This is a genomic window from Bifidobacterium moraviense (genome assembly GCF_012932365.1).
Taxonomy (GTDB): Bacteria; Actinomycetota; Actinomycetes; order Actinomycetales; family Bifidobacteriaceae; genus Bifidobacterium; species Bifidobacterium moraviense.
Genome location: NZ_JAAIIH010000015.1, coordinates 24,546 through 40,721, shown reverse-complemented (window position 1 = coordinate 40,721; position 16,176 = coordinate 24,546). Strand labels below are relative to the sequence as shown.

Genomic DNA, 16,176 nt, shown 5'->3' with positions numbered 1-16,176 from the left:
CCCGCACTCCCCGTCTTTCCCGGGGCGTGCGGGCGTATCGCTGCCTGTGGCGCGGTGATGCGCTCAGCCCAGCAGAAAATCCAGAAGCGCGGCGTAGTCCGGCGCGGGGTCGCCGCGCAGCGTCAGCACGGCCTGCGGGCAGACGTGCGGATCGCCGGCGGGGGAGATGGCGGTGCGCACGTACACGCCATCGACGCCCGCCGCGGCCGCGCCCAGGATGTCGCAGCGCACGTCGTTGCCCACCATCACCGCACGATCGGGACGGTCGGACAGCCCCTCGCGCTCCAGAGCTCGGCGGTACAGCGCGGCGGACGGCTTGCGCACGCCCTCCTCGCTGGAGATGACGATGCGGTCGAGCGCGGCGTCCAGACCCAGCAGCGCCAGTTCGGGGCGCGTGTAGCAGGACTGCGCGTTGCTCAGCAGCACCACGCGCAGGCCGCCGCTGCGCAGGGCGTCCAGCATCTCATGCACGCCGGGGTAGAGACGCAGCAGATTCGTGCAGGCGCGACGGAACGTCCACGCCAGCTCGCGTGCGGCGCGCGTGGCCGCTTCGCCGGACAGTCCGGGCAGCAGTGCGCGGTAGACGGGCAGCATGTCCGGCTCGTAGTGCTCGCCGGCGTCCGCGGGCTCGAGCAGGGCCATCGCGCAGTCGAACGCGTCCCGGGCGGAAGGCTCGTCGCGGTACGGCGACGAAGGGTCGAGCCGGCCGATCGCCCCGCACAGCGCCGCCCACGCGCACGGCGAGGACTCGTCGGTGCGGATGTCCACCAGCGTGCCGTACAGGTCGAAGAACGCCACGTCGTAGCGGCGTCGCGATGCGCTTCGCGGCATCGCCATGGCGGACGTGCGCGTCACCATGCGAACACCGCGAAGCTCTGCGGGCCGAGCGTGATCCGGTCGCCGTCCGCGTGCGCTTCGCCCACCAGCAGCAGCGGCTCGGACGTGACGCCGCGCCCGTCGGCGTCGTCGCCGCGCGCGGGCGCGTCGAAGGACTCGGTCCCGCGCCCGGGGTTCATTGCGACCAGCAGATGTTCCGCATCGTCGTCCATGCCATCGTTCGCCGTGCGCAGGAACGCGAAGACGCGCCCGTCCTCCGGCGCGGCCGCCACGCTGAACGCGGCGCCGGAACGCAGCGCGGCGTGCCCGGCGCGCACCGCCAGCACGCGGCGCACCCAGTGGTACAGCGAGTCCGGGCGCGCGATCTCGGAGGCCACGGTGGGCGCGTCCGGGGCGTCGTCGGCGGGCAGATAGCGCGAATCGGCGATCGCGGGACCGGAACCGTACCCGCCCCACTGCATGGGCGTGCGGCTGCCGGTGCGCACGTAGCCGCCCTCGAACGTGGGCAGCGGGCGGTAGCGCATGCCTATCTCGTCGCCGTAGTAGACGAACGGGCAGCCGGGCATGGTCAGGATCATGCCGTACGCCACCTTGCGCTCGCGTTCGGTGAGGCGCTGGGCCGTGCGCAGCGTGTCGTGGTTGCAGGTGATGAGGTCGAACCGCCCGCCGTGCGCCTCGGCGTCGCGCAGCTGCGGCAGGTACTCGTCCAGGAACGGGCGGACGGACGCGCCGGAGTCGGCGTTGAAGTAGCTGCGGTCGCCGTCGCGGACCAGCGGCGTGTCCGTGTCGCGCAGCAGACGGTTGTAGCCGTTCGGGCTGCCGTCCCAGCGCCAGTCGAGGTAGAAGTCCATGTCGAACCCGGCCTGCATCGACTCGTGCGGGCGCCCCCACTCGGAGACGAACGCGGCCTCGGGGAACTCCGGGCGGATCCGGGAGAACAGGTGCCGCCACGTGCGGATGGTGTACGGCTTGCCGTCGTCGTCGCGCTTGACCAGGCTGTCCGCCATGTCCACGCGGAAGCCGTCGGCGCCGAGGCGCAGCCAGAAGCGCATCACGTCCAGCATCGCCTCGCAGGTGGCCAGCGCGTCCGGGCCGAGCGCGGGCCTCTGCCACGCGTGGCGCGGGTGCGCGAAGCCGTAGTTCAGCGCGGGTTGGCACTTGAAGAAGTTCAGCACGTAGGTGCCGTCGCGCTCGGTCTCGCCGCCGATGAACGGCAGGCCGTCCGCGCCGGAGATCCACGAGTCGGTCCAGATGTAGCGTTCGGAGACGTCCTCGCCCCGGGTCGTGACGCGCTTCGCCGGGTCGGCCTGCGCGCTGGCGGCGAACCACGCGTGCTCCTCGCTGGTGTGCCCGGGGACGAGGTCCAGCAGCACGTGCATGCCGCGTTCGTGCGCCGCGGCGAACAGGTCGGCCAGGTCGCGGTTGGTGCCGTAGCGCGGGGCGACGCGCGTGTAGTCGCGCACGTCGTAGCCGGCGTCCCGGAACGGGGAGTCGAAGCAGGGGTTGATCCACAGCGCGTTGCAGCCCAGGTCGCGCACGTAGTCGAGGCGGGCGGTGATGCCGGGGATGTCGCCGATGCCGTCGCCGTTCGCGTCGGCGAAGCTCTGGGGATAGATCTCGTAGAAGCGCGCGTCGTCCAGCCACTGCGGCGTGGGGAAGGGGCGATCGGCGTGTCGTGATGCTGTCATGATTCGCGATCCTTGTGTTTCGTAGCGTTCCGCGGCCGTCGCGGACGCTGTGTCGCGATTCATTCTACCACTGATTGCGAACGTTTGCAAAAACCGTGCTATAGTCGGTACCACTGATGCGCTGCGGCGCTGCGGTATACAAGCATCAGATGTGACGTTCACGCTGAAGCGACGTATATGGCTCCGCAGTTTGCAATCATTTGCAAACATTGCATGCGTCATTAGCCGTTCAGTGATTGAGGAAAGGACGATCAATGAAGATCAACATGAAGAAGGTCATCGGGCTGGCGGCCGCCGTCGCCATGCTCACCCCGCTCGCCGCGTGCGGCTCCGACGGAGGCTCGAACGCCGCGTCGAACGGCACGTCCGCCTCCGGCACCACCGAGGTGGCGCTCAAGGTGTGGGCCCCGCAGGCCGACCAGACCGCCGAGAGCGGCGACTCCTGGCTGGCCACCGTGGAGAAGTCCTTCGAGAAGGCTCACCCCGAGTACAAGATCACCTGGACGAACGACGTGGTGGGCGAGGACGACGCCGCCAAGACCGTCAAGCAGGACGCCGCCTCCGCCGCCGACGTGTACATGTTCGGCAACGACCAGCTCGGCACTCTGATCGAGAGCAAGGCCATCGGCCAGCTCGGCACCGACGCCGAGAAGCGGGTCAAGGAGCAGTCCGACGCGGCCACCCTGCAGTCCGTCACCTTCACCGACGGCAAGCTGTACGGCGTGCCCTACACCGGCAACACTTGGTTCATGTACTACAACAAGTCCAAGTTCTCCGCGGACGACGTCAAGTCGCTCGACGCCATGCTCGCCAAGGGCAAGGTGGCCTTCCAGATCGGCGGGCCCTGGTACTACACCTCCTTCTACACCGGTGCCGGCGCCAAGTTCTTCGGCTCCGACGGCATGACCGCCTCCGAGGGCATCAAGCTGGGCGACAAGGCCGCCGATGTGACCAAGTACCTCGCCGACCTGGCCAACAATCCGAACTTCGTGGTGGACGACGGCACCACCGGCATCGCCGGCCTGCAGAACGGCAGCGTGGACGCCTACTTCGACGGCACTTGGAACGCCTCCAAGGCCAAGGCCGCCCTCGGCGACAACTACGCCGCCGCCCCGGCCCCGAGCTTCACGGTCAACGGCGAATCCATCCAGATGACCCCGTTCTCCGGCTCCAAGGCCGCCGCCTACAACCCGAACTCCAAGAACGCCAAGGCCGCCGCGCAGTTCGCCGCCTTCCTGGGCTCCACCGAGTCGCAGAAGTCGCACTACACCATGAGCGGCGTCACCCCGTCCGACAAGTCCCTCGCCTCCACTGCCACCGACCCGGCTTCCAAGGCGCAGATGGACACCATCGCCAACATCGCCGTCACCCAGCCCACCATCTCCGCGATGAACAACTTCTGGGATCCGGCCACCACGTTCGGCAACGGTCTGAAGAACAAGGACGTCACCCCGTCCAACGCGGCCGAGAAGGTCGCCGAGTTCCAGGCCCAGCTGGACGCCGCACAGAAGAAGTGACGGACCTGGCCCGACGGGACCGGCCGGGACCCGCCCGGGCCGCACGCAACCACATCAACCCCCGGCCACCAACCGTTCCATCTCCTCCTTCTCCAACCGGTGCGGCCCGCTCTTCCGAAGGCCGCACCGCCTTCCGTCCGCTTCGACCCGGCGCATCTTTTCCCTTTCTCCGTGCGCCGGGACGGGCGGACACCTGCATGCATCGGAGCTCGGGGCGTCCCCATCGACGCGGACGTCCGAAGCAACCACACCGCATCATCCACACCGAAACCACATTCACACTAAGGCGGTAAGCAATGTCCAGTGCGACTGTCACCACCGCGAAGCGCCGCCGCAGGACGACGACCAAGGACGACATCGCCCCCTCGCCCTACACCCTGCGGGCCGCGTTCGCCAACGGCGGCGCGACGACCAGGCTGTCCGCGCTCGTCCTCGGACTCGGCAACCTCGCGCACCATCAAATCGTCAAGGGCCTGATCCTGCTCGCCGGCGAGATCGCCTTCATCGCGTTCATCGCCACCTCCGGCGCGCACAACCTCGCCATGCTCCCCTCGCTCGGCGACAACGAGGGCGGCCAGCAGCTCGTGGACGGCTTCTGGGAGTACGTCCAGGGCGACAACTCCGTGGTCATCCTGCTCTACGGCGTGTGCACCGTGGCCATCTGCGCGGTGTTCGTGCTGTGGTGGGCCATGGCCGTGCGCAGTGCGTACAAGGCCGAGTGCCTCGCCCGCGCCAACGACGGCAGGGCGCCGAGCTTCGCCGACGACCTGCGCGACCTCACCGACGGCAAGGTCTCCAACCTGCTCATGGCGCTGCCCACGCTGGGCATCGCCGTGTTCACCGTGCTGCCGCTGATCTTCATGATCTCCATGGCGTTCACCAACTACGACCAGAACCACGTGCTGCTGTTCGACTGGACCGGGCTCGACGCCTTCAGGTCGGTGTTCTCCGGCAGCGCCACCGGCGACGTCAACGCCAGGCTGTTCTTCTCCGTGCTCGGCTGGACGCTGGTGTGGGCGTTCTTCGCCACGTTCCTCAACTTCTTCTTCGGCCTGTTCATGGCCATGATCATCAACCGCAGGACCACGCACGGCAAGGGCTTCTGGCGCGCGGTGTTCTCCATGTCCATCGCCGTGCCGCAGTTCGTGTCCCTGCTCACCATGCGCACGATGCTGCAGCCGCAGGGCGCGATCAACCGCATGCTCATCAACTGGGGCTGGATCGACCAGGCGCTGCCGTTCTTCACCGACGTGACGTGGGCGCGCGTGACCGTGATCGTCATCAACCTGTGGGTCGGCATCCCGTACACCATCATGCAGGTCACCGGCATCCTGCAGAACATCCCCGCCGAGCAGTACGAGGCCGCGAAGATCGACGGCGCGAACTGGTGGCAGATCTTCACCAGGATCACCATGCCGTACATCTTCTTCGTGCTCACCCCGTACCTCATCACCACGTTCACCGGCAACGTGAACAACTTCAACGTGATCTTCCTGCTGTCGCAGGGCGAGCCGAGCCAGGTGGGCCAGTCGGCCGGCAAGACCGACCTGCTCATCACGTGGCTGTACAAGCTCACCGTGGACCGCGGCGACTACAACCTCGGCGCGGTGATCGGCATCATGACGTTCGTGGTGCTCGCGGTGGTGGCGCTGCTCACGTACCGCAGCTCCGGATCCTACAAGAACGAGGAGGCGTTCCGATGAGCAGGAACGAGAAGGCGACCGCCGAGGTCGCGCGCGAATCCCACGGCCTGATGCACGACCAGCGCAAGCGCCGCATCGCCGGCGACGTCGCGGCCCACCTGTTCCTAGGCGTCATGGCCGTGATCTGGCTGGTGCCGATCGTGTGGGTGTTCTTCGAGAGCTTCAACAGGAACACCGCGCCCTACACCGACTCCTTCTTCCCCAAGGAGTACACGCTGAACAACTACGTGGCGCTGTTCACCGACCGCACGGTGATGAACTTCCCGAGGATGTTCATGAACACGCTCATCGTGGCGTGCTTCACCTGCCTGATCTCCGTGTTCTTCGTGCTCTCCGTGGCGTACTGCATGTCGCGTCTGCGCTTCCGCTTCCGCCGCACCTTCATGAACGTGGCGCTGATTCTGGGCATGTTCCCCGGCATCATGGCCGTGACCGCCATCTACTTCATCCTCAAGGCCATGCAGCTGACGGAAGGCTCCACGGCGGTGCTCATCGCGCTGATCCTGGTGTACTCCGCGGGCTCCGGCGCCGGCTTCTACGTGATGAAGGGGTACATGGACACCATCCCCATGTCGCTCGACGAGGCCGCGCTGATCGACGGCTGCACGCGCTGGCAGGTGTTCACCAAGATCATCATCCCGATCTCCCGGCCGATGATCGTCTACCAGGCCATCACCGGATTCCTCACCCCGTGGCTCGACTTCGTGATGGCCAAGGTGATCTGCCGCACGCAGTCGAACTACACGGTGGCGCTGGGCCTGTGGCTCATGCTGGACAAGGAGTACATCCAGGACTGGTACGCGCGCTTCGCGGCCGGCGCCGTGGTGGTCTCCATCCCGATCGCCGTCCTGTTCATCGTGATGCAGCGCTTCTACCAGGAGTCGATGAGCGGTTCGGTGAAGGGCTGAAGCCATCAAGGAAGCCCTGTGGGCTTCCGACTGGCTTCAGCCTGAGCGGGTTTTCTTCCGGTCATCCTGAGCGGATTTTTTCCTTCCGGTCATCCTGAGCGGAGCCCGAAGGGCGGAGTCGAAGGATCCGTGCATTGCGGCGCATGCCAAGGATCCTTCGACTCCGGGGCTGCGCCCCTCCGCTCAGGATGACGGGGTGGAAGAAAGGCTGTCGTCCCTCCGCTCAGGATGACGGGGTGGAAGAAAGGCTGTCGCCCCTCCGCTCAGGATGACGGGGGGGGGAAAGGCGGCCGTCGCCCCTCCGCTCGGCAACGCCGCATCACGCCATCAACCATCATGCACACCAGGAAAGGAACCGTCATGGAACAGCAGGCTGCCGCAACCGCGGTCGGCGACCGGACCCCCGCCGAGGAGGGCATGCCCTGCCCGGACCTGCCCGTGTACGAGGGCGACGATCTGGGTGCGCGCCCCGACGGCGCCGGCGCGGTCTTCCGCATCTGGGCGCCCACCGCCGCGGGCGTGACGCTGCGCCTGTTCGCCGCCGGATCCGAGGGCGAGCCCCACGGCGCCGAACCCACGGAGACGCGCGAGATGACGCCCGGCGCGTGCGGCACCTGGCAGGTGCGCTGCGACGGCGCCGGCCACGGCACCTACTACGACTATCTGGTCCGTTTCCCCGACGGCACCGTCAACCGCACCGCCGACCCGTGGGCGCGCGCCGCCGGCGTGAACGGCCGCCGCAGCATGGTGGTGGACCTCGCGCGCACCGATCCGGACGGCTGGGACGAGGATCGTCGCCCGCGCGTGCCCGCGCATGCGCTGGTGATCTGGGAGACGCACGTCGGCGACTTCAGCAACGACCCGCACGGCGGCGTGCCCGCGGAGCATCGCGGCACCTACCTCGCGTTCACGCACGCCGACACCACCGTGGACGGCGAAGGCGACTTCCCCACCTGCGTCAACTACCTCAGGCGTCTCGGCATCACCGCCGTGCAGCTCATGCCGTTCTACGACTACGGGTCCATCGACGAGTCGCTGCCCCTCGGCTCGCCCGAACGCGGCTTCAACTGGGGCTACGACCCGCTCAACTACAACGTGCCGGAAGGCTCCTACAGCACCGACCCGTTCCACGGCGAGACGCGCATCCGCGAATGCAAGCGCATGATCCAGGCGCTGCACGCGGCCGGCATCAAGGTGATCATGGACGTGGTCTACAACCACATGTTCTCCGCCGACAACTGGTTCGAGCGCACGGTCCCCGGCTATGCGCTGCGCCGCCGCGCGGACGGGACGCTCGCCAACGGGTCCGCGTGCGGCAACGACGTGGCCACCGAACATCCGATGATGCGCCGGTACATCGTGGACTCCGTGACCTACTGGGCGCGCGAATACCACGTCGACGGCTTCCGCTTCGACCTCATGGGGCTCATCGACGTGGACACCATGAACGCCGTGCGCGCCTCGCTCGACGCCCTGCCGGACGGCGCGTCGATCCTCATGCACGGCGAGCCGTGGTCCGCGCGCCAGACCGCGCTGGACCCGCAGGCGCGCGTCATCCTCGCGGACAAGCGCGGCCTGCCGTACCTCGACCCGCGCATCGGCGCGTTCTGCGACTCCACGCGCGACGCCGTGCGCGGCCACGTGTTCTTCCAGAAGGTGCCCGGATACCTCACCGGAGCCTCCGCCGACTACGCCGACGACATCCGCCTCGCCGATGACGCGTGGCGCGGCACGCTGTGCGAATCCGCAGGCGTGGGGCAGGTGATCCAGTACGTCTCCGCGCACGACGACCTGACGCTGTGGGACAAGCTGTGCGCCACGATGCGCGGCATGCCCACTGACGCCGACTACGAGGCCGAGGGGCCCGAATGCGCCGATCTGATGGCCGCCAGCCGCCTCGCCGCCGGCATCGTGTTCGCCGCGGCCGGCGTGCCGTTCCTGTTGGGCGGCGAGGAGTTCGCGCGCACCAAGCGCGGCGTCTCCGACTCGTTCAGCAGCCCGGCCACGCTCAACCGGCTGGACTGGCGGCGCGCGCGGCGCCTGCGCGGACTGGCCGAGCACTATGCGGCGCTCATCCGGCTGCGGCGTGAGAGCCCGGCGTACTTCGGCGGCGCGCGCATGGTGGTGCCGCGCGACGACGACGTGGTGGCGTTCCGCGTGGGCGACGACTGCGTGACCATCAACCCCGGCGACGCGGCGCGCACGCAGTCCACGGTGGATCTGGAGATGCCCGGGCCGTACGACGAGGTGGCGAAGATCGCGCCGGACGAGTGGGAGCGTCTGTACTGCTCGTGCGGGGAAGGCTCCGCTTCCGGGGGCGATGGGGCCGGGGAATCCGGCGCCGCCGCGTGCGCCGCGCGCGTGGACGGGCGCGACCTGATGCTGCCGCCGCACAGCTTCGTGGTGTGGCGTCGCCGGCACGGGTAGGCAGGTAGATTGGGATCGGAAGGCGGATCGTCGTCGAACGGCGGTCCGCCCGTCGCGTATGCGCGGCGTGCGCCGCGCGGGAAGGGGACGAGGATGCATCGGGACGAATCGAACCGCAGGGACCGGGCGCGCGGACTGTCGTCGCTGCGCCTCAAGGTGATCGGCGCGGTCTTCATGGCGCTGTCCGTCGCCTCCATCACCGTGCTGCCCGCGCTGCTCGGTGCGCCGGGCTCGGACGACATGGGCGCGCTCACCGCCGTGGTGCTGTGCGAGGCCGCGTCGTGGTGCGCGGTGCCGATCTACGCGTGGCTGCTCGCCGAGGGGCAGCGGCGCACGCGCAACGTGACCGCGTACGGGCTGCGGCTGTTCGCGCTCGCGGCGGTGTGCGAGGTGCCGTACGACCTGACCGTGTCCGGCACGGCGTTCGACCCGCGCTCGCAGAACCCGGTGTGGGGGCTGCTGGTGGCGCTGATCGTGCTGACGCTGCTCGACCGGGCCTCTCGCCTCGCGGGCGCCGCGCGGTGGGGTCTGGCGGTCGTGGCGGTGGCGGCCGGCCTGGCGTGGGACGTGCTGCTGGGCGTGGGCGTGCGCCAGCGCGTGATGTTCGTAGGCGCGGCCACGCTGCTGTTCGCGCTGATCTTCCGCTGGCTGCGCGCGCGGGAGAACACGATGATGTTCACGGCCGGTCTGCTGGGCGCGGTGATGTGCATCACGCCGGCCATCGGGGTGGCGTTCCTGCACTACCGCAACGACGAGCTGGGCTATTCTCCCGCGCGTCCGTGGGTGCGGTGGGCGCTCTATGCGGTCTATCCGGTGCTGCTGTGCGCCGGTGCGGCGGTCGCGCTGCTGGGCTGAGGCCGGCGGTTGACTGAGACGGCCGGGCCGATGCGCCCGGTGGGCCGGCGCGCTCAGCCGGCGAACGGCACCGCCGTGCCGCGCGGGATCAGCTGCGCCTCCACCACCTCGTGCGGGGCCTCGAGCGGCTGGCCGTTGATGAGGCGCATCGCCTTGACGGCCGCGCGCCTGCCCATGTCGTACGGATCCTGGCGCATGGTGGTGAGGTTGATCGTGTCCGCGTAGGGGCTGTCGTCGAAGCCGACGATCGAGTAGTCGCGCGGCGTGATGTGCCCGTACGCGCCCAGCTTGATCACCAGCGGGATGGCCATCATGTCCATCTGGCAGCAGATCGCGTCCGGGAACTCGTCGAGCGTGAGCAGCGCGGCCAGCGCGGAGTCGGCGAACTCCGGGCCGCGCGGCACCGGCAGCACCTGCCAGTTGATGTCGCGTCTGCCCTCGGCGTCCTTGCAGGCGGCGATGAAGCCCTTGGCGCGCGCGTCGATGGAGGAGTTCATGGCGGCCGCCTCCGAGCACGCGTACACGATGCGGCGGTGCCCCAGGTTGATGAGGTACTGCGTGGCCTTGTACATGCCCTTCTCGTCGTCGATGCTGATCGTGGCGTCGAAGCCGTCGATCGAGGGGGTGTTGATGCCGATGATCGGCACGTGGATGCGCCGCAGCTGCTCCACCTCGTGCGGGTCGATGGCGAACGACGCCACGAACACGGCGTCCACGTTGCGTCGGATCGGCGGGTTGGTGAAGAAGTCGCGGCGGTTGGCGTCCGTGTCGATGTGCTGGAACAGCGAGATGTCGTAGCCGGCCGGATGCAGCTGCGACTCGATGCCGGCGAACACCTGCGTGTTGAACCAGCTGGTGATCTCCTCGTTCATGAGCAGCGCCACGCGGTACGTCTGGCCGGACTTAAGGGCGGTGGCGGAGCGGGAGATGTTGAAGTCGAGCTTGTCCGCGATCTCCATCACCTTGGCGCGCGTCTTGGCGGAGACGAGCTCGGGGCGCGTGAACGTGCGCGACACCGTGGAGATGGATACGCCCGCCGCCTTCGCCACCGCGTAGATGTCCGCCTTGCCCATGCCTGGTCCTCCTTGCGTTCCGTAAGATCGTCCGGCCGTCATGCCGCGCGTCGCCGTGCGATGCCTCGCTGCGGGGCACGGCCTTCCGCGTTTCCGAACCATCATACTGCAAACGTTGGCAAAAATCCTGCAAACGCGCGCCGCGCGTCGCGGATGGCGGCGCGCGCCCGCGCGACGGTCCCGCAGGGCGCGCCTCGCAGAGCCCGCGGACCCGAAATTCGCGCACTCAGAAGATGGGTCCCTTCTTCTGAATGTGAGCCGGCTGAAGAGACCCGCGATCCGCGAGATCGCCCGTCGGAAAAACGGCGGAATGAGGCCGTTTTGCGTTCACGTGAGATCGGCCGGACGGCCGCTCTATCCGAGCCGCACACTCAGAAGTCGCACCCCTTGCGTGTGCGGCCCCGAAATGCGCCCCGAATGGCTCTCCCGCAACGCATTCCGCAGTGGAACTACGTAGCTACGTGAGAGTCGTTTTCGTTAGCGAACGTGTTTGCCGACTGTTCATCTGACGTTCGGGACGGCGCCGCCCGCCCGTCGTTTCCGCGTTGGGTTCGGGGCGGAACCTCGGCGGTGAATCGGGGCGCGAAGGGCGTTTCCGACATCTGAAAGGAACAGAGAAGTGAAGCACAAGGGATTGAAGGCGGCCTGCGCGGCCGTCGCTTCGCTCGCCATGCTGGCCGTCGTGCCGGGCGTGGCTTCCGCGGCCGAAGGCAAGCAGGTGCAGGACCTTGCCGTCCACGGCGGTGCGCAGCGCATCGCCGGCGTGTACGGCAACGCCAAGACCGCCAAGAACGTCATCTACTTCCTCGGTGACGGCATGGGCGACTCCGAGATCACCGTCGCGCGCGACTATCTGCACGGCGCCAACGGCAGCTTCGACGGCCTGGACAAGATCGGCCAGCCGAACCTGAACCCCGGCGTGGAGACCGGCACCGGCCAGTACACCACGTTCTCGCTGGGCAACAGCTCCAACGACTCCCTGATGGCCAAGGACAAGGCTGGCAACCTCGCCGGCAACACCAAGGCCGGCGTGGTCACCCCCGTGACCGATTCCTCCGCGTCCGGCTCCGGCTGGTCCACCGGCACCAAGACCTACAACAACGCCGTGGACGTGGACATCTACGGCAACCCGCAGCTCAACCTCATCGAGCTCGCCAAGGCCAAGGGTCTGGCCACCGGCAACGTCACCACCGCCGAGATCCAGGACGCCACCCCGGCCGTCCTCGAATCCCACTCCACCGAGCGCGCCTGCTACGGCCCGCAGGGCAAGTGGGACGGCAAGACCGACACCAACAAGGACGGCAAGCTCGACGCCTCCGACGGCAACCAGGCCAAGAACTGCCTGGCCGACCAGCTCAAGGTGAACGGCGGCATCGGCTCCATCTCCGAGCAGCTGCTCGACACCCGCGCCGACGTGACCATCGGCGGCGGCTCCAAGTACTTCAACCAGCTCGACGAGAACGGCAAGACCCTGTGGCAGCAGGCCGCCGACCGCGGCTTCCAGACCGTGCAGTCCGGCGACGTGAACGGCTTCAAGAACCTGTCCTACAAGGACGATGCCCCGGTGCTCGCGCTGCTCGGCGACGGCAACCTGCCCACGCAGTTCAAGGCCACCCCGGCTCTTGCCCAGAAGGAGACCGAGGCCCGCGGCGCCATTCAGTGCGAGGCCAACCCCGACTGGCTCGGCGCGCAGGGCGCTTCCCTGGCCGACATGACCAGCAAGGCCATCGACCTGCTGCAGGCCAACCCGAAGTCCTCGAACGGCTTCTTCCTGCAGGTCGAGGGCGCATCCATCGACAAGCAGGACCACGCCGCCAACGCCTGCGGCCAGATCGGCGAGACCGATGACCTCGACAAGGCCATCTCCGCCGCCCTCAAGAAGGTGGACCTCAGCGACACCCTGGTCATCGTGACCGCCGACCACGCGCACACCAGCCAGATCGTCGGCGAGCCGCCGGCATACGCGCTGAGCACCATCCTCAAGTCCCCGGTCGACGGCGCCACCATCGTCGTCTCCTACGGCACCGCCACCGCGGTCGACCCCGACGCCGAGAACCCCGAGGTGGGCTACAACGACGGCGGCATGGAGCACACCGGCACCCAGCTGCGCATCGCGGCCTCCGGCCCCGGTGCCTCCCGCGTGGACGGCCTGACCGACCAGACCGACGCCTTCTACACCATGGCGCACGCGCTGGGCCTCGCGGCCGACACCGCCGACCAGAACAAGCTCTCCGACGGCGCCAAGCTCGAGTACGACGCGGCCTCCGGCTCCGTCAAGGCCACCGGCTTCAACGGCGACGCGGTCCTCTCCTACCAGCTCAAGGGCGCCGACGGCAAGGTGAAGGACGCCTCCGTGTCCGACACCCCGGTCTCCGGCATCCGCGTCCAGACCGCCGCCACCACCACCTTCGCGCTCAACGGCGCCAAGAAGGGCGACGTGGTGACCGTCAAGGGCAACCAGTCCGGCAAGAGCGTGGACCTGACGATCGACGCCGACGGCCCCGCCGGCTACGTGAACGTGTACCGCGTGTACAACCCGGCGAACGGCGACCACATGGTGACTGCTGACCGTGGCGAGGCCAAGAGCCTGGTCAAGAACGGCTGGCGTTCCGAGGGTACGGCCTTCAGGACCGTCCCGGAGGGCACCGAGGGTGCCGTGGTCGTGGAGCGCTTCTACAACGCCCAGATCAACGACCACGTCTTCACCACCTCCGACGCCGAGATCTCCGCGCTGCGCGACGCCGGCTGGAAGGACGAGGGCGTGGCGTTCTACGCCCCGGCCGACGGCACGCAGACGGTCCACCGCCTGTACGACACCGTGAACAACCACCACCTCTTCACCTCCAGCGAGGACGAGTACAACGCGCTCAAGGGCGCGGCCGGCTGGAACGACGAGGGCACGGCCTTCGCGGTGAACGCCGCCTGAGCGGTTCCTCTCGGGTGATCCGGGTGGGGCCGGGCGTGCGTATGGCGCGCGCGTGATGCGTGCGTGACGCCCGTGCGGTGTCTGCCCGATGACGACGGGGCTTCCCTCGCGTGGATGACGCGCGAGGGAAGCCCCGTCCGTCGTCTTTGGGTCGTCTTCGGCGCGGCGGGGAGCGGGCCGCGGGCCTGCAAAAAATTCCCGCCGAAGTCGGGAATAAAAAGTTGCGATCGAAAGTTGAGTGATGTAGGCTCAAGTTTTGGAAGGCGAAGGAACCGCCAAGGTCACGGCAGCGACCGCCGAACGGAACCTGAGCGAAGAACGTACGAACGAACAACAACAAAGGAGCACATTATGGGACGCGCAGTAGGCATTGATCTGGGCACTACGAACTCGTGCATCGCCACGCTGGAAGGCGGCCAGCCCACCGTCATCGTGAACGCCGAGGGCGCTCGCACCACGCCGTCCGTGGTCGCGTTCTCGAAGTCCGGCGAGATCCTCGTCGGCGAGGTGGCCAAGCGTCAGGCCGTCACCAACGTCGACCGCACCATCTCGTCCGTGAAGCGTCACATGGGCACCGACTGGTCCGTCGAGATCGACGGCAAGAAGTGGACCCCGCAGGAGATCTCCGCGCAGGTCCTCATGAAGCTCAAGAGGGATGCCGAGGCCTACCTCGGCGAGCCCGTCACCGACGCCGTCATCACCTGCCCGGCGTACTTCAACGACGCCCAGCGTCAGGCCACCAAGGACGCCGGCACCATCGCCGGCCTGAACGTCCTGCGCATCATCAACGAGCCGACTGCCGCGGCTCTGGCCTACGGCCTGGAGAAGGGCAAGGAGGACGAGCGCATCCTGGTCTTCGACCTCGGCGGCGGCACCTTCGATGTGTCCCTGCTGGAGATCGGCAAGGACGACGACGGCTTCTCCACCATTCAGGTGCAGGCCACCAACGGCGACAACCACCTCGGCGGCGACGACTGGGATCAGAAGATCATCGACTGGCTCGTCGGCGAAGTCAAGAACAAGTACGGCGTCGACCTGAGCAAGGACAAGATCGCCCTGCAGCGTCTGAAGGAAGCTGCTGAGCAGGCGAAGAAGGAGCTGTCCTCCTCTACCTCGACCAGCATCTCCATGCAGTACCTGGCCATGACGCCCGACGGCACCCCGGTGCACCTGGACGAGACGCTGACCCGCGCCCACTTCGAGGAAATGACCTCCGACCTGCTTGGTCGCTGCCGCACGCCGTTCAACAACGTGCTGCACGACGCCGGCATCGGCGTGGGCGACATCGACCACGTGGTGCTCGTGGGCGGCTCCACCCGTATGCCCGCCGTCAAGGAGCTCGTCAAGGAGCTCACCGGCGGCAAGGAAGCCAACCAGTCCGTGAACCCGGATGAGGTCGTGGCTGTCGGCGCCGCCGTGCAGTCCGGCGTCATCAAGGGCGACCGCAAGGACGTGCTGCTCATCGACGTGACCCCGCTTTCGCTGGGCATCGAGACCAAGGGCGGCATCATGACCAAGCTCATCGACCGCAACACCGCCATCCCGACCAAGCGCAGCGAGGTGTTCTCCACCGCCGAGGACAACCAGCCGTCCGTGCTGATTCAGGTCTACCAGGGCGAGCGTGAGTTCGCTCGCGACAACAAGCCGCTGGGCACCTTCGAGCTGACCGGCATCGCGCCGGCTCCGCGTGGCGTCCCGCAGATCGAGGTCACCTTCGACATCGACGCCAACGGCATCGTGCACGTGTCCGCCAAGGACAAGGGCACCGGCAAGGAGCAGTCGATGACGATCACCGGTGGTTCCGGCCTGCCCAAGGACGAGATCGACCGCATGGTCAAGGAGGCCGAGGCTCACGAGGCCGAGGACAAGAAGCGCAAGGAGGACGCGGAGGCCCGCAACCAGGCCGAGGCGTTCGCCTACCAGACCGAGAAGCTCGTCAACGACAACAAGGACAAGCTGTCCGACGAGGTCTCCAAGGAGGTCACCGAGAAGGTGAACGCCCTCAAGGAGGCCCTGAAGGGCGAGGACATCGAGAAGATCAAGAGCGCGCAGACCGAGCTCATGACCGCCGCGCAGAAGATCGGCGAGGCGCTGTACTCGCAGCAGGGCGCTGCTGGCGCCGCTGCGGGCGCGGGCGCTGCCGGTGCCGCGGGCGCCGCGTCGGGCGCTGCCTCCAACGGCGGCGATGACGATGTGGTGGACGCCGAGGTCGTGGACGACGACGACAAGGACAACAAGTAAG

Annotated in this window: 10 protein-coding genes; 7 read left to right on the top strand and 3 right to left on the bottom strand. The window is 67.9% G+C overall.

Going from position 1 to position 16,176, the window contains the following annotated elements:
* Window positions 1–63 precede the first annotated feature (63 nt).
* Window positions 64–858 (bottom strand): HAD family hydrolase, encoded by a 795-nt coding sequence (locus G1C96_RS08410; protein ID WP_169276147.1) that lies wholly within the window; start codon window positions 856–858, stop codon window positions 64–66.
* Window positions 852–2,525, bottom strand: a complete 1,674-nt coding sequence (locus G1C96_RS08405; protein WP_169276146.1) for an alpha-amylase family glycosyl hydrolase — start codon at window positions 2,523–2,525, stop codon at window positions 852–854. Before G1C96_RS08405 ends, G1C96_RS08410 begins: the two co-directional genes overlap by 7 nt.
* 254 nt (window positions 2,526–2,779) lie before the next feature.
* Between G1C96_RS08405 and G1C96_RS08400 the strand changes: the two genes are divergently transcribed.
* From G1C96_RS08400 to G1C96_RS08380, 5 genes are all read left to right on the top strand, one after another.
* The gene (locus G1C96_RS08400) at window positions 2,780–4,042 is read left to right on the top strand and encodes an extracellular solute-binding protein (protein ID WP_169276145.1); all 1,263 of its coding nucleotides are present in this window, start codon (window positions 2,780–2,782) and stop codon (window positions 4,040–4,042) included.
* A gap of 296 nt (window positions 4,043–4,338) precedes the next feature.
* Window positions 4,339–5,745, top strand: coding sequence for a carbohydrate ABC transporter permease (locus G1C96_RS08395; protein ID WP_169276144.1), 1,407 nt, complete (start codon window positions 4,339–4,341; stop codon window positions 5,743–5,745).
* Complete coding sequence (locus tag G1C96_RS08390) at window positions 5,742–6,653, top strand: sugar ABC transporter permease (RefSeq protein ID WP_169276143.1); 912 nt, start codon at window positions 5,742–5,744, stop codon at window positions 6,651–6,653. Before G1C96_RS08395 ends, G1C96_RS08390 begins: the two co-directional genes overlap by 4 nt.
* A 417-nt stretch (window positions 6,654–7,070) precedes the next feature.
* Window positions 7,071–9,080: a type I pullulanase gene (gene pulA, locus G1C96_RS08385; RefSeq protein ID WP_417852183.1), complete on the top strand. Its 2,010-nt coding sequence runs from the start codon at window positions 7,071–7,073 to the stop codon at window positions 9,078–9,080.
* 93 nt (window positions 9,081–9,173) lie between these two features.
* Window positions 9,174–9,935 (top strand): TraX family protein, encoded by a 762-nt coding sequence (locus G1C96_RS08380; protein ID WP_169276141.1) that lies wholly within the window; start codon window positions 9,174–9,176, stop codon window positions 9,933–9,935.
* A 53-nt stretch (window positions 9,936–9,988) separates the two neighbouring features.
* On the opposite strand, the gene G1C96_RS08375 is transcribed toward G1C96_RS08380, so the two are convergent.
* Window positions 9,989–11,008: a LacI family DNA-binding transcriptional regulator gene (locus tag G1C96_RS08375; protein ID WP_169276140.1), complete on the bottom strand. Its 1,020-nt coding sequence runs from the start codon at window positions 11,006–11,008 to the stop codon at window positions 9,989–9,991.
* A gap of 619 nt (window positions 11,009–11,627) precedes the next feature.
* Between G1C96_RS08375 and phoA the strand changes: the two genes are divergently transcribed.
* Complete coding sequence (gene phoA / locus G1C96_RS08370; protein ID WP_335341944.1) at window positions 11,628–13,934, top strand: alkaline phosphatase; 2,307 nt, start codon at window positions 11,628–11,630, stop codon at window positions 13,932–13,934.
* Between the two features lie 351 nt (window positions 13,935–14,285).
* Window positions 14,286–16,175, top strand: a complete 1,890-nt coding sequence (dnaK, locus tag G1C96_RS08365; protein WP_169276139.1) for a molecular chaperone DnaK — start codon at window positions 14,286–14,288, stop codon at window positions 16,173–16,175.
* The last annotated feature ends 1 nt before the right edge of the window (window position 16,176 follow it).

Coding starts and splice junctions, on each gene's coding strand:
- G1C96_RS08375 (WP_169276140.1), bottom strand. CDS start 11,008: ATGGGCAAGGCGGACATCTACGCGGTGGCGAAGGCGGCGGGCGTATCC.
- pulA (WP_417852183.1), top strand. CDS start 7,071: ATGCCCTGCCCGGACCTGCCCGTGTACGAGGGCGACGATCTGGGTGCG.
- G1C96_RS08380 (WP_169276141.1), top strand. CDS start 9,174: ATGCATCGGGACGAATCGAACCGCAGGGACCGGGCGCGCGGACTGTCG.
- G1C96_RS08410 (WP_169276147.1), bottom strand. CDS start 858: ATGGTGACGCGCACGTCCGCCATGGCGATGCCGCGAAGCGCATCGCGA.
- dnaK (WP_169276139.1), top strand. CDS start 14,286: ATGGGACGCGCAGTAGGCATTGATCTGGGCACTACGAACTCGTGCATC.
- G1C96_RS08400 (WP_169276145.1), top strand. CDS start 2,780: ATGAAGATCAACATGAAGAAGGTCATCGGGCTGGCGGCCGCCGTCGCC.
- G1C96_RS08390 (WP_169276143.1), top strand. CDS start 5,742: ATGAGCAGGAACGAGAAGGCGACCGCCGAGGTCGCGCGCGAATCCCAC.
- G1C96_RS08405 (WP_169276146.1), bottom strand. CDS start 2,525: ATGACAGCATCACGACACGCCGATCGCCCCTTCCCCACGCCGCAGTGG.
- G1C96_RS08395 (WP_169276144.1), top strand. CDS start 4,339: ATGTCCAGTGCGACTGTCACCACCGCGAAGCGCCGCCGCAGGACGACG.